General features: G+C 58.9%; 11 protein-coding genes. 6 read left to right on the plus strand and 5 right to left on the minus strand.

All coding sequences use genetic code 11. The features are described from left to right. Positions 1 to 115 precede the first annotated feature (115 nt). A complete protein-coding gene (locus RBQ93_RS02340; protein WP_320370399.1) occupies positions 116 to 616 on the plus strand; it encodes a BPTI/Kunitz domain-containing protein in 501 nt (166 codons plus the stop codon). Here the strand turns inward: RBQ93_RS02340 and RBQ93_RS02345 are convergent, their stop codons facing one another. After that, positions 617 to 1,843, minus strand: a complete 1,227-nt coding sequence (locus tag RBQ93_RS02345) for a glycosyltransferase family 9 protein (protein ID WP_320370400.1) — start codon at positions 1,841 to 1,843, stop codon at positions 617 to 619. Between the two features lie 38 nt (positions 1,844 to 1,881). Continuing rightward, positions 1,882 to 4,581 carry a valine--tRNA ligase gene (locus RBQ93_RS02350; RefSeq protein ID WP_320370401.1) on the minus strand — a complete coding sequence of 900 codons (2,700 nt, stop codon included), beginning with the start codon at positions 4,579 to 4,581 and terminating at the stop codon, positions 1,882 to 1,884. A gap of 213 nt (positions 4,582 to 4,794) precedes the next feature. On the opposite strand from RBQ93_RS02350, the gene RBQ93_RS02355 reads away from it, so the two are divergent. The 5 genes from RBQ93_RS02355 to RBQ93_RS02375 all read left to right on the plus strand — a co-directional run bounded on the left by RBQ93_RS02355 (position 4,795) and on the right by RBQ93_RS02375 (position 11,269). After that, a complete protein-coding gene (locus RBQ93_RS02355) occupies positions 4,795 to 5,115 on the plus strand; it encodes a hypothetical protein (RefSeq protein ID WP_320370402.1) in 321 nt (106 codons plus the stop codon). A gap of 87 nt (positions 5,116 to 5,202) precedes the next feature. Further along, complete coding sequence (gene sbtA / locus RBQ93_RS02360; protein ID WP_320370403.1) at positions 5,203 to 5,304, plus strand: SbtA family thio(seleno)oxazole RiPP natural product precursor; 102 nt, start codon at positions 5,203 to 5,205, stop codon at positions 5,302 to 5,304. A gap of 325 nt (positions 5,305 to 5,629) precedes the next feature. Further along, complete coding sequence (gene sbtM, locus RBQ93_RS02365; RefSeq protein ID WP_320370431.1) at positions 5,630 to 7,162, plus strand: thio(seleno)oxazole modification radical SAM maturase SbtM; 1,533 nt, start codon at positions 5,630 to 5,632, stop codon at positions 7,160 to 7,162. A 75-nt stretch (positions 7,163 to 7,237) separates the two neighbouring features. Next, positions 7,238 to 9,274, plus strand: a complete 2,037-nt coding sequence (locus RBQ93_RS02370) for a bacteriohemerythrin (protein ID WP_320370404.1) — start codon at positions 7,238 to 7,240, stop codon at positions 9,272 to 9,274. A 6-nt stretch (positions 9,275 to 9,280) separates the two neighbouring features. Then, on the plus strand, positions 9,281 to 11,269 hold the full coding sequence (locus RBQ93_RS02375; protein ID WP_320370405.1) for an ATP-binding protein: 1,989 nt from the start codon (positions 9,281 to 9,283) through the stop codon (positions 11,267 to 11,269). Here the strand turns inward: RBQ93_RS02375 and rfaD are convergent. The 3 genes from rfaD to RBQ93_RS02390 are packed head-to-tail and all read right to left on the minus strand — an operon-like array spanning position 11,221 to position 14,023. After that, positions 11,221 to 12,222, minus strand: a complete 1,002-nt coding sequence (gene rfaD / locus RBQ93_RS02380) for an ADP-glyceromanno-heptose 6-epimerase (RefSeq protein ID WP_320370406.1) — start codon at positions 12,220 to 12,222, stop codon at positions 11,221 to 11,223. The genes RBQ93_RS02375 and rfaD overlap by 49 nt on opposite strands. Beyond that, positions 12,219 to 13,439, minus strand: coding sequence for an L-2-hydroxyglutarate oxidase (gene lhgO / locus RBQ93_RS02385; protein ID WP_320370407.1), 1,221 nt, complete (start codon positions 13,437 to 13,439; stop codon positions 12,219 to 12,221). The genes rfaD and lhgO overlap by 4 nt, the downstream gene beginning before the upstream one ends. Beyond that, entirely contained in the window at positions 13,436 to 14,023 is a 588-nt protein-coding gene (locus tag RBQ93_RS02390; protein ID WP_320370408.1) for an aminodeoxychorismate/anthranilate synthase component II, read from the minus strand. The genes lhgO and RBQ93_RS02390 overlap by 4 nt, the downstream gene beginning before the upstream one ends. Positions 14,024 to 14,027: the final 4 nt, after the last annotated feature.

The following is a 14,027-nucleotide window of genomic DNA, read 5'->3' on the forward strand; positions in this document are numbered from 1 at the left end:
GCTCAACTTCCGCCACTGTTAATGTATCACAAACCCGTTGTTTTGCAGGCTTCTGTTGCAGATTCAAACCCTGCTGTTATAGTTCAGTCAGTGCCCATTCTCAAGAAAGCGAGATATGACCATGCGTCTTACCAGCTCTCTCGTATTGACCTGCTGCATGACTATCGCTCTGGCAGTGCCCTCCCCGGCAGCCGAACTCCCCGAACGCTGCCGAGAAAAACCGGTTAACGGCCCCTGCAAGGCGCTGATTGAAAAATACCATTTCGACCAGCAGAGCCAGAAGTGCAAGCCGTACTTCTACGATGGTTGCGGTGAGGTGGTGCCGTTCGACACACTAGAAGAGTGCCGGCAGCTCTGTGAAGAAGGCCGGCCGGAACCAAAAAAACGGGGGACGTCAGGACTGTACTATGATCCGATTGAGGAGGACCCCCGTCACGCCGAGGTATTCAGCAAGATCGATGCAGAGGTGAATGAGGCGCTTGGTATCACCACAAAAGGTGGTGGCAGGGGTTACATTCATGTCATCTGGGAAACAAAAAAGAGACTACTGAAACATAAGTACAATATTGACTGGCGTACACCAGCCGAGCTGAATCCGCACGTGATGTTCGACTGATTACCGCTCCTGCAGTGCAGCAGCCACCCGTTCCAGCACTTCGGCCCAGTTGCCGGGCTGCTGCTGACGGAACAGGCGCAGGGTTGGATACCAGGGGCTGTCCTCCCGCTTCAACAGCCAACGCCAATCGGGAGCTGCCGGCAGCAACAACCAGGTTTCAATCCCCAAGGCTCCAGCAAGGTGCGCCACCGCCGTATCAATAGTGATTACCAGATCGAGTTGAGTCACGAGCGCAGCGGTATCGGCAAAATCCTGCACCAGCATGGTCAAATCGAGCAGGTCAATCGCAGGCTGTGCGCTCACCTCTCCCACTTGCAACGAAACAAACGAAGCTGCCGTGCAAGCGGCCAGTGGGGCAAGCATCGCAGCCGGAATGCTGCGACCGGGATCAGGATAGGTCTTGCCAGCCCAACAGAGGCCAACTCGTAGTTTGCCGCCACGCTCAGGCAGTACGCTCTGCCAGAACGGCAATCGTCCTGCAGGCGGTTGCAGATAGGAGACCGAAGCGGGGATGGTCTCCAGGGTAGTGCCAAACAGGCGGGGCAAGGACATGAGCGGCTGGTGGCAATCAAAGGGGGGTAGCGGCTGCCCCATCGCCACAATGGTGAGGCCGGGACTCAAGGTCTCCATCAGGGCGGTCAGTTGCGGATGGCATTCAAACACCACCTGCGATGCGCTGGCCGCCAAAAACGGCAGATAGCGGCAAAACTGCAGGGTATCGCCGAAGCCCTGCTCGGCATGGATCAGGATGGTCTTGCCGGTCAGCGGCTCGCCCTGCCATTGCGGCTGCATAAACTGGCGCTGTGGAGAGGTGAAACGCCGCTTCTTCCAGCGCCATTCGTACTCCTGCCAACCCATGGCGTAGTTGCCCTGCAACAACAGCAGCAGGGCCTGATTCCAATGGGCCTCGGCATGGTCGGGCACTGCCTGCAGGACGATATCGCAGGCCGCCTGTGCCTCGCTCAGATACCCAAGTGACTGCAGGCAGCTTGCCAGGGCCACCCGGGCGTCATGCAGTTCCGGGGCAAGCTGCAGGGCGCGGCGATAACTCTCGGCGGCCTCTGCGTGGCGGGCCAGTTCCAGCAGGGTGGTGCCCCGGTTATTCCAGAGCAGTGCCAGGTTGGGCCAGCGGGAGACGGCATCATCGTACAACTGCAAGGCCTGCTGATACTGCCCGGCTTCATGCAGCGCCACCGCCTCCCTGACTATCCGGTCAAACTCACCCATGCCCTACCTCGTGAACCACCCTGCGTCAAAAGAACGTGCTACAGCAGCTTGCGAATCTTCTCCAGACTCTCTTCCAGCACCGCCTGCTTGGCGGTGACCTCTGCCAACTTTGCCCGTTCCTTTTCAACAATATCGGCCGGAGCTCGGTCCACAAAGCTGGGGTTTTCCAGTTTTTTGGAGAACAGCTCAATCTCCTTCGCCAGCTTGGCGATCTCCTTTAAGAGCCGCTTCTCTTCCTCGGCCACATCCACCAGCCCTTTGAGCGGCACATAGACCTGAATCTCACCGACCACCTGAATGGCGGCATCTTCCGGTTTGGGCAGCTGCAGGCCGCAGGTCAACTGACCGACCCGCGCCAGCCCCTTGATCTTGGACTCGAACTTGGTGACCAGCGCCAACGCCACCTCCGAGCCGCAGGAAAGCGTTACACCGATCTCCTTCGACGGCGGCACCTCCATCTCACCACGGATGGTACGGATGGCGGAGATCACCGCCATCACCTGCTCCATGCGGGCGGCATCGTCGGCGAACTGCCAGTCCTCACGGGGGGTCGGATAGGGGGCCAGCATGATCGAGGGAGGCCAATCGCCACCTGAACCACGCACGGCACAGCGATCGCCCTTGGGCAAGGTCTGCCAGATCTCCTCGGTGATAAACGGCATGAAGGGATGCAAGAGCCGCAGCAGATTCTCCAGTACGGCCCACAGCACATACTGGGTGGTCTGACGACGTTGCTGGTCATCGCCATGCAGGTCCTGCTTGGACAGCTCCAGGTACCAGTCGCAGAACTCGCTCCAGGTGAACTGGTAGAGCGTCATGGCGGCTTCGTTGAAGCGGTATTCATCCAGCGCCCGGTTGGTCTCGCGGGCGGTCTCGTTCAGCCGGTGCAGAATCCACTCGTCGGTCTCGGCCAGCTGCAGCTGGCTGCAATCGATCCGGCTCGGATCAAAGCCTTCCAGGTTCATCAGGGTGAAACGGGCTGCGTTCCAGACCTTGTTACAGAAGTTGCGGTAACCGGAGATCCGCTCCTCGGCCAGCTTGATGTCACGCCCCTGGGCGGCAAAGGCGGCCAGGGTGAAGCGGAAGGCATCGGTGCCGTACTGATCGATCACGGTCAAGGGATCGATCACATTACCCTTGGACTTGGACATCTTCTGCCCCTGGGCGTCCCGCACCAGGGCATGGATATAGACATCCCTGAACGGCACCTCACCCATGAAGTGCAGTCCCATCATCATCATCCGGGCCACCCAGAAGAACAGGATGTCAAACCCGGTCACCAGGCAGGCGGTCGGGTAGAAGGTTTTCAACTCTGCGGTCTGGTCAGGCCAGCCCATGGTGGAAAAGGGCCACAGGGCCGAAGAAAACCAGGTATCCAGCACGTCGGTTTCCTGACGCAGCTCGTCGCTACCGCAATGGGAACACTGCCTGGGATCCTCTATCGCCACCGTCACCTTGCCGCAGTGGTCGCAGAACCAGGCCGGGATGCGATGGCCCCACCAGATCTGGCGGGAGATGCACCAGTCGCGGATGTTCTCCATCCAGTCGTAATAGGTGTTCTCCCACTGTTTCGGCAGGATGCGGGTACGGCCGTCCTTAACCGCCGCAAGCGCCTGCTCGGCCAGAGGGCCCACCTTGACGTACCACTGCAGCGACAGGTACGGCTCCACCACGGTTTTACAGCGGTAACAGCCCCCCACCGACAGGCCGTGGTCGTCGATCTTGTCCAGCAGCCCGGCCGCCTCCAGATCTTCAACGATCTTGGTCCGTGCGGCGAAGCGGTCCATCCCTTCGTACTGATGACCGGCGGCAGTGATCACACCGGACTCGTCCATTACGTTGATCTTGTCCAGACCGTGCCGCAGGCCCACCTCAAAATCGTTGAAGTCGTGGGCCGGGGTGATCTTGACCACACCGGTGCCGAACTCACGGTCCACATACTCGTCAGCCACCACCGGAATTTCGCGGTTGACCAACGGCAGCAGCACCCTGGCGCCATGCAGATCGGCGTAGCGCTCGTCTTCGGGATGCACGGCTACGGCGGTATCCCCCAGCATAGTCTCCGGCCGGGTGGTGGCAACGGTCACAAAACGCCCCGGCTGGCCCACCACCGGGTAGCGGATATGCCAGAGGTGCCCCTTCTTCTCTTCGTGTTCCACCTCAATGTCCGACAGAGCGGTATGGCAACGGGGACACCAGTTGATCAGACGGTTGTCACGGTAGATCAGCCCGTCCTGGTACAGCTTGACGAACACGGTGCGCACCGCCTTGGACAGGCCCGCATCCATGGTAAAACGTTCGCGCTCCCAGTCACAGGAGGCACCCAGCCGTTTCAACTGGCCGATGATCTGACCGCCGGATTCCCCCTTCCATTGCCAGACCCGCTCGATGAACGCCTCGCGGCCTAACTCATGGCGGTCCTTGCCCTCGGCGGCCAACTGCCGCTCCACCACATTCTGGGTGGCGATGCCGGCATGGTCGGTGCCAGGCATCCAGAGTACATTATGGCCGGTCATCCGCTTCCAGCGGCAGAGAACATCCTGCAGGGTGTTGTTGAGGGCGTGGCCCATATGCAGCGCGCCGGTCACATTGGGGGGGGGAATCACGATACTGTACGGCTTCCGCGTTGCATCGCCGGCTGCATCGGCATGAAAATACCCCTTCTGCAACCATTCCGCGTACCACCGTTTTTCAACCTCGTGGGGTTCGTACCCCTTGGCAAGTTCTCTGGTTTCCATCTGCACCCATTCCTAGCGAGTCAAGTAATTGAAGCAAAAGTTGTTTTTTATACACCCAGGCAGGCTGACTGGTCAAGGCTCTGCTGCTGAAAGCCAGGTTGTTGAGCACCAGGGTCTACTCATTAAAAATACGCTTGCTTTTTATTAAACGAATGAATAAGTTTACCTTTAAGGTAAACAATACTATCACGAGTAAAACAGGGAGAACACGACATGGACCACCACGCCATCAAAAACTTCGTTGCTGGGCTGGGTATTGCCGGACTGGTAGCAGGGCTGTCAGCACCCGCTGCAGCAGAGCATGTACACCCGGCACAAAGCGCCGACGGTGCCAAGCCAGCCCCACAGGCAGGCCCCAGCGGTTGCGGCGGCATGGATAAATGCCCGAAATGCGCTGAGATGAAGAAAAACAAGAATGACGCCATGAAGGCACCGGCAGCCGAAGGTGCAGCTCCTGCCAAACCGGGGATGAGCGGTTGTGGCGGTGCGTCCGGTTGCGGCGGTGCTGCTAAACCGGAACCACCCCAGCAATAGACCTATCGCTTTTACCGATTTGACATCTGGCTCACTGTGGTAAAATCTCTGCCTGATCGAAGTTGATCCGGAAGGGGGGTGAGCAGCATGGACAAGGACACGATTAAAAAAGCGGTGGCAGGACTCGGCATTGCCAGCCTGATGGCGGGAGTCGCATTGCCGACGCAGGTCCAGGGAGCCAGTGGTTGAGGCGGGAAACAGGGTGCCGGGAGCACCCAGCAACAGGGTTCGGGCAGTGGTTGAGGCGGCAAAACCGGCGCCGGGAGCGCCGAGGACAAAAAGACAGACAAGGACAAAGCTGCCGAAGAACAGAAACCTGTTCAACAAAAACCTGCTGAAAAACCAGGGCAAAAGCCTGGCGCCAGCGGTTGAGGTGCCAGTGGCTGAGGTGGCGCCACGGGTACCGGTGGTACCCAAAACAAGTAGTTGGCTGCAGCATCCGGGCGGCAGACGTTACTAGAAGACGTCCGCCGCCCGTTCATCGAGGCAAAAGCTGCCTGACGAGGTAACTGCCATTTTCCCCACCACCCGCACATTGATGGGCCAGGCTGCCTGGGACCGCACTATCGGTACTGCACAGAAAACGCTCGCCCTGGAAGACATTCCAGACTACCTGGCCAACGGCCAGGACCCGCACCACCTGCCATGGCTTCCAACGCTGGCCCGACTAGAACTGCTTTGTCACCGCTCATTGACGGCTGTCATCCCATCCCGGGAAGAACTGACCAGCCTCTGCCTGAATCCCTCCCTGGAACTGGTCACCCTGGGCTGGCGCAACCTGCCGCCACTCGTGACAGCCATCAGCGAAGAGCGGCTTGCCCAGGTTACCGCAGGTGAAGAAATGGTCGCGGTCTGGCGAGAGCCTTCGAGTAACCGCCTGCGTTGCACTGCGGCCAAGCCGGAACAGCTACTGGCCATCAAACTGGTGGCCGAGGAGATCAGTCCCGAGCAGGCCGCCCGGACCGCAGGGGTCTCCGTCGCTGTTATCGATGATCTGCTGAGTGCCGCGATACACTCCGGCATTCTGCTATCACCGTCATCCCGCTTGCGTCGCCCCACCGACCGTGCTGCGGCCGAGGTCTTTACCCTGCAGTGGCACCTGACCCAGAGTTGTGACCTGTCCTGCAAGCATTGCTATGACCGCAGTCACAGGGCTGACTTCCCCTTTGATCGCGCCCTCGGGCTGATGCAAGAGTTGCGGGACTTCTGCCGGCAGCGCTTTGTACGCCCCCAGGTAACGTTGACCGGCGGCAACCCGCTGCTGCACCCCCGCTTCTTCGAGCTATACCAGGCAGCCGCCGACCACGGCCTGATGATCGCCATCCTGGGCAATGCCAGCGACCGTGCCACCCTGGAACGGATGATGGCAATCCAACCGCCGGTCTATTATCAAGTCAGCCTGGAAGGGCTCGAACAGCACAACGATCAGATTCGCGGCTCAGGCAACTACCGTCGCACCGTAGCCTTCCTGAAACTCTTAACCGAACTGGGTATCCCCAATCTGGTCATGCTGACCCTGACCAAGGCCAACCTTAATCAGGTGCTCCCGCTGGGCCGCGAGTTGGCCGGGATAACCGGTGGCCTTACCTTCAACCGCCTGGCCCTGTTCGGGGAGGGTGCCAAGCTCGCGCTACCCAGTATTGAAGAGTACCAGGACTTTCTCAAGCGCTATCATGCTGCACTTCCGGAGATACCAGTACTGGCACTCAAGGACAGCCTGCTCAACTGTGTGTTTGAGCAACAGGAGCGGCCACTGTTTGGTGGTTGCGCCGGCTTTGGCTGCGGTGCAGCCTTCAACTTCCTCTCGATCCTCTCCGACGGTGAAGTCCACGCCTGCCGCAAGCTGCCCTCTCCGCTTGGCAACATCCGGGAGCAGTCCCTCGAAACAATCTACGGCTCTGAGTTGGCAACCCGCTACCGCTCCGGCTCTACAGCATGCATCGGCTGCGATCTGCGCCCCGTCTGCGGCGGCTGCATGGCGGTCACCGCCAGCTTCGGACTGGACCCCTTCAGCAACAAAGACCCCTACTGCACAAGAAAACAATAGATTCGTCTGCTTGAACTTTAACGCTTCCGCGATAGACTACCTGCAGACACCTTTTACCCCTTCTGGAGGATCAGCATGCTCACCAAGCTTACCATCGCCACCAAGATGATTATCACCTTCCTGATCGTCATCCTGCTTTCCAGTGTATTGGGCATCTATGCCATCGTACAGAACAGCAGAATCGGCACACTGGCCAGCGAGATCGCCACAACGCAGATTCCGGCCATCCATTCCGTAACCGCCATGAACGCCTTACTGGGCAGCCATCGACGCGGAGAGCTGCTGATGGTGATTGCACCACAACCTGCCGACAAGGAAAAGTACGCCCAGCGAAACGAATCGATGACCGAAAAATTCAAGCAGGAACAGGCCGCGTACGAGAAACTGCTCGCCTCCCCGGAGGAAAAGGCCGTCTATGACGAGTTCAAGCAGGCCTGGGAGACCTATCTGGCGGCCTACCCAGCTATCAAGGACGCTGCCCAGCAAGGGGCCGACCAGGCGACGAGCGCGGCGCTGATAATGGGTGCATCCAGCAAGAGCTTCAACCAGGCTCTGGCCGCGCTGGATAAGCTGGAAAAGTTCGCCATTGACCAGTCGGAAAAGGAGAGCAGCAGGGCCCTGGCCATATCCAAGACCACCCGGGTCTGGATTATCCTGATCATCATCGCCAATATCGGCGTCGGACTGCTGATCATCATCAGCTTTGCACGCAGCATGACCAGACCGCTTAAACAGCTGGCCAGCGGGGCTGAAAAGGTGGCCACTGGCGACCTGGGCGTGCAGGTGGAGGTAGATACCGGCGACGAGGTGGGCCAACTGTCGGTGTCATTCCAGAACATGGTCAATTCGCTGCGAGAGCTGATCGGCACACTCTCTGATTCAGCGACCCACGTTGCCGGCTCATCCCGAGAAATGCAGCAGAATGCCCAGGAGATGGTAAGCGGTGCCGAGGATGTGGCCTCGCAGGCCATCACCGTGGCCACTGCCAGCGAGGAGATGTCCGCCACCTCGGGCGATATCGCCCAGAACTGCATGCTGGCGGCCGAAGGTGCCGACCGGGCCAATGAAGCGGCTGCCCACGGGGCGGCAGTGGTGGAAAAATCGATCAGCGTGATGCAACGCATCGCTGAACGGGTACAGGCCTCGGCCCAGACCGTCGAAGGACTGGGAGCACGCAGCGACCAGATCGGTTCGATCATCGGCACCATCCAGGATATTGCCGATCAGACCAATCTGCTGGCCTTAAATGCCGCCATCGAAGCGGCCCGGGCCGGCGAACAGGGGCGCGGCTTTGCCGTGGTGGCCGACGAGGTGCGGGCCCTGGCCGAGCGCACCACCAAGGCGACCCGCGAGATCGACCAGATGATCAAAGCGATCCAGCAGGAGACCAAAACCGCTGTATCGGCCATGGAAGAAGGGGTTGCCGAGGTAGAACAGGGCACTGAAGAGGCAGCCCGCTCCGGCGAGGCACTGCGGCGTATTCAGGATGAAATCAATGCCGTAAACCTGCAGGTACAACAGATTGCCACTGCAGCTGAAGAGCAGACCGCCACCACCAGCGAGATCAGCAACAACATTCATCAGATCACCACCATTGCCCAGCAGACCATGGAGCACTCCCGGACCACCGTGGGGACAGCCCAACACCTTTCCCGTCTTTCCGAAGAGCTGCAGAAGGTGGTCGGCCAGTTCAAGCTCTCCGAATCGGGTAAACTGATTGTCTGGAGCAACAGCTACAGTGTCACGGTCAAGCAGATGGATCAGGAGCACCAACGGCTGATCGACATCATCAACAACCTATATGCCGCGATGCGCGCAGGCCGTAGCAACGAAGCCATCGGCACCATCCTTGACGAGCTGGTGGCCTACACCAAGACCCACTTCAGCCACGAGGAACAGCTGATGCAGCAGGCCAACTATGCCGGTCTGGCCGACCAGAAAAAGGCCCACGAGGCGCTGGTGAACCAACTCAACGATATTTTGGCCAAATACCGGGCCGGCACCGCCCTGGGGCAGGAGATCATGAACTTCCTCAAGAACTGGCTGATCAACCATATCCAGGGGATGGACAAGCAATACGGACCGACCATGCACAAAAAAGGCATTAAATAAGACAATATGCCCAAACGGGGTTGGAACATAGCGGCGTCGGGACATGAATGGTTGCCGCTGCTCGGGCTGGCCTTGGCATGGACCATGGTGATGGGTGGGTCACTGCTCTGGAACCAGCATCTGGTACAGCACAAGGTGCTCGAAAATGCGCGTCTTGAGGCGGAAACCGTCATCAACAAGGATCTGGCATACCGGCGCTGGGCCACCATGCACGGCGGCGTGTATGTGCACCCCACTGCCGAGACCCCTCCGAACCCGTGGCTGAACCACCCTAAGCGGGATGTGACAACAACCGATGGCGGTCAGTTGACCCTGATGAACCCGGCTTATATGACCCGTCAGCTGATGACCCTATTCAGTGAACAGTACGGCGTCAAAGGCCATATCACCAGCCTGATGCTCAAAAATCCCATTAATGCACCTGATGAATGGGAACGTGAGGCACTGCACCAACTGCAACAAGGGGCTACCCACAGCGTAAGCCAGGTGAGTATAATCGACAGCCAACGCTATCTTCGGCTTATCCTGCCGATGTTTATGGAAAAAGGCTGTCTGAAGTGCCATGCCGACACCGGCATACCGGTAGGTGGCATCCGTGGTGGCATCAGTACCGCTGTTCCGCTACTGAAACACGAGCTGGTTGCCGAAGAGGCGCTGAAAGGCTTACGGGTGGCCCATGGTGGCATCTGGCTGCTGGGTCTGGCCCTGCTGATCGGCGGCAACAACCTCTACCGCCGCCAAAAAACAGTCTTGATGTCAACTGAAGGTGCGCTTGCCAACAGCCAGGTGCGGTTTGCCGCACTGACCCAATCGTCACCCACCGGCGTATTTCAGACCGCCTCTGACGGATCCTGCATCTTTGTGAATGACCAGTGGTGCCTGCTGGCCGGCATCACACCGCAACAGGCCCATGACGATGGCTGGCTTCAGGTTATTCACCCTGACGACCGCGCGAACGTGTTTGGTGCCTGGCAGCGCACCATCAGTGAGCAACGACCTTTCAGACTGGAGTACCGTTTCATGCGCCCGGACGGCAAGACAACCTGGGTTTATGGACAAAGCAGTATCATGCAGGATGCAAACGGCAAGGTAATCGGCCATGTGGGCACCGTAACCGACATCAGTGAGCACAAAGAGCTGGAGCAGACCTTGCGCGCAGCCAAGGAGTTGTCAGATGACGCCAACCGGGCCAAAAGCGAGTTTCTGGCCACCATCAGCCACGAACTGCGCACCCCGCTCAACGCCGTGATGGGCGGCGCCCAACTGCTGGAGATGACTACGCTCAATCAAGAGCAGCGCGATTATCTGACCATGATCACTGTCGGCGGCAAACAGGAGCTGGCCTTGGTCAATGACCTGCTGGACCTGACCGCCATCGAGGCTGGCGGTGTTCAGCTCAGCAAGGCTCCGTTTCTGCTGCGCGACTCACTGACAGCGTACATAAAAAAACGACATAAGGACTGCCAGACCAAAGGCCTGCAGCTCAGCCTTAACATTGACGACCAGGCTCCGGAAACAATCCTGGGAGATGAACAACGCTTCATCCAGGCCATCGACATACTGATGGACAATGCCATCAAGTTTACCGATCAGGGGACCATCAGCCTGAGCATCAAACCGCTGCACCTGTCGGGGGCTCAGGCAACCCTTTCAATCTGTGTGGCCGATAGCGGGATCGGCATAGCCCCGGAACAGCATGAGCAAATCTTCATGCCGTTCGTGCAGGCGGACATGTCGCATACCCGCAAACACGGCGGTACCGGCTTGGGGCTCTCGATCTGCCGTCGATTGGCGCTGGCCATGGGTGGGACGATACGCGTTGAGAGTACCGTTGGCAAGGGGAGTAGCTTCTATCTTGAACTTCCGTTCGACCTCTGCGTAGCACGTCCGCCATCGGCACTGACGGTGTCGCAGGAAGCCGCTGAGCAGGACAGACCATCGGCCTCTCAGGCCACTGGTGGCGCATCTCCCAGATGCAGACCCGACAGCAAATAACCTCGTACATAATCTGCCACGGCATCTTCCAGTGACCGCAGTTCATCAGCATAGCCAGCGGAACGCAGTTTGGCGTTGTCGGCGCAGGTATAGTACTGGTAGCGGGGCCGGATATGCTCCGGCATGTCGATGTAGCTGATCTGGGGCGCCTTGCCCAGGGCGGCAAACAGGGCATGGGCCAGATCGTTCCAGGAACGGGCCTGGCCGGTTCCGATGTTGAAAATACCATTGACCTCGGGCCGCTCCAGAAAGAACAGGGTCATGGCCACAGCATCCTTCACGTAAACAAAATCACGCAGCTGCTCGCCGTCACCGTACTCGGAACGGTGGGAACGGAACAGGGTCATGGAGCCTGCGGCCTGCACCTGCTCAAAGGCCTTCAGCACCACCGAACGCATCTCCCCTTTGTGCTGTTCATTGGGGCCGAACACGTTGAAATACTTGAGCCCCGCCACCTTGTCCAGCATGCCATGCTGCTGCAACCACAGGTCAAACAGCTGCTTTGAGTAGCCATAGCCGTTCAGCGGCCGCAGGCTGGTCAACTGTGATTCGTCATCGCTGAACCCCAGGGCACCGTCGCCGTAGGTGGCGGCGCTGGAGGCATAGATAAAACGTGCGTCGTTCTCCAGGGCAAAACGTGCCAGCCGTTTCGAATATTCGAAGTTGTTGCGAATCAGGTAGCTGGCGTTCTGCTCGGTGGTTGAAGAGCAGGCCCCCAGATGGATGACAGCCTGTACCCGCTGGGTACCAACCGGACAACGATCACCGCTCTCCAACAGCGGCAGCAGATCATCCTTTTCAAGGTAATCCTTGAACCGCAAGGGGGCCAGATTGGCCCACTTGTCGCTGGTTCCCAGGTGATCTACGATAACGATATTCTCATGCCCCAGCTGGTTGAGACGCCAGACCACGGCGCTGCCGATCAGCCCGGCGCCGCCGGTAACGATAATCATGGCTGTTGCTCCTTGTTGATATGATGGTCCACAACCCAGGCGGCAAAGGGAAAGCTGCAGGTAAAGGCCGGTGACACGGCATTCAGCACATGGACACTGCGGCCGTCTCCCTCCACCACGAAGTCCTGCACCAACTCTTTGGTGCCTGTATGTAACAACTGCGCCCGGATGCCGGGCTTGCTCCACTGATTGAACCCGGCGGTATCGATCTGCTTGACCATCTTGGTGGCCAAACCGGTAAAGTAGGCCCGGTCGTATTTTTTCAGCTCACCCAACGCCAGTGAACGGAACCCGAAACTGTCGGCCAGGAACAGCCGTGACTCCCAGCCGATGATCTCCAGCAGTTCTCCAGCGTTGAAATGCTCCAGCCCGGTGTAGTTCTGGCGCCAGAAGGCCGGGATGGCGGTGGGACCGATCTTGATGGTGCCGTCCACGGTTACCGTGTAATGCACACCCAAAAACGGATTTTTCAAGTTCGGTACCGGGTATATGTTGGTGCGGATCGGCTTGTCCGGCCTGGTGTATTTCAGGTAGATACCTTTGAAGGGGATGATGGTGTACTGCTGCGAAAAACCGTAGTCGCGGGCAATCCGGTCGGCATACAGGCCGGCGGCGTTGATGATCAATCCGGCCTCGATTAGCAGACCGCCGGTGGTGACGATACTGCTGTCCCCCTCACGGCGCAGATAGCCCTGGCCGAACAGGAAACGAACGCCGACCTGCTGCAGATCATCTTTCAATGCCTGGCAGACCTGGACCGGGTCAACGGTGGCAGTGGTCGGCGAGTAGAGGGCGATCTGAGTAGTGCGGGCGTTGGGATCGATCTCGGCCAGCTCCTGCTCATCGATAATCCGCACATCCACGCCGTTCCGTTCGCCACGACGCTGCAGTTCGCGTACCCCTTCGATCTCACTCTCGTCAGAGGCCACCACCACCTTGTGGCATTCGTTGATCGCCAGCCCCTTCGCCTTGACATACTCCTTCATCATCCGGTTGCCGTCACGGGTGAAACGGGCCTTCAGGGAATCAGCCGTGTAGTAGAATCCGGCATGCAGTACGCCGCTGTTGCGACCGCTGCCGTGAAAGGCCACATCGCTCTCTTTATCGATCACCAGGATGTCGGCCTGGGGAAAACGGTGGCGTAGTTCGCGGGCCAGGGCCAGCCCGATGATGCCGGCACCGATGATCAGATACTCAGCGCGCAGCGGGCTGTTCACAACTGCACCGGATAGCGGCGGGAAAGCTGCAGAAAATTATCCAGCAACTGCATGCCCCCCTCAGTCAGGATCGATTCGGGATGAAACTGCACCCCCCACACCGGCAGCTCACGGTGGCGCATCCCCATGATCTCGCCATTCTCCACCCAGGCCGTCACCTCCAGGCAATCAGGCAACGTCGACCGTTCCACCACCAACGAATGATAACGAGTGGCATTGAACGGATTAGGCAACCCTGCAAACAGCTCCTGACCATCGTGGTGGATCGGCGAAGTCTTGCCATGCATCAGCGAAACGCTGCGCACCACCGTGCCGCCAAAGGCGGCACCAATCGACTGATGCCCCAGGCAGACCCCCAACAGGGGAATCTTGCCGGCATACTCACGGATGGCCGCCACTGAGATACCGGCCTCTTCGGGCGAACAGGGCCCAGGTGAAACCACGATCCGATCGGGTCGTAGCGTAGCAATATCCGCAACGCCAAGCTCGTCGTTGCGCACCACGTGCACCTCTTCACCCAATTGGGCCAGATACTGGACAATGTTAAAGGTAAATGAGTCGTAATTATCGATCATCAAGAGCATGACA

The sequence above is a fragment of the Trichlorobacter sp. genome (genome assembly GCF_034008105.1).
In the GTDB taxonomy this organism is placed as follows: domain Bacteria; phylum Desulfobacterota; class Desulfuromonadia; order Geobacterales; family Pseudopelobacteraceae; genus Trichlorobacter.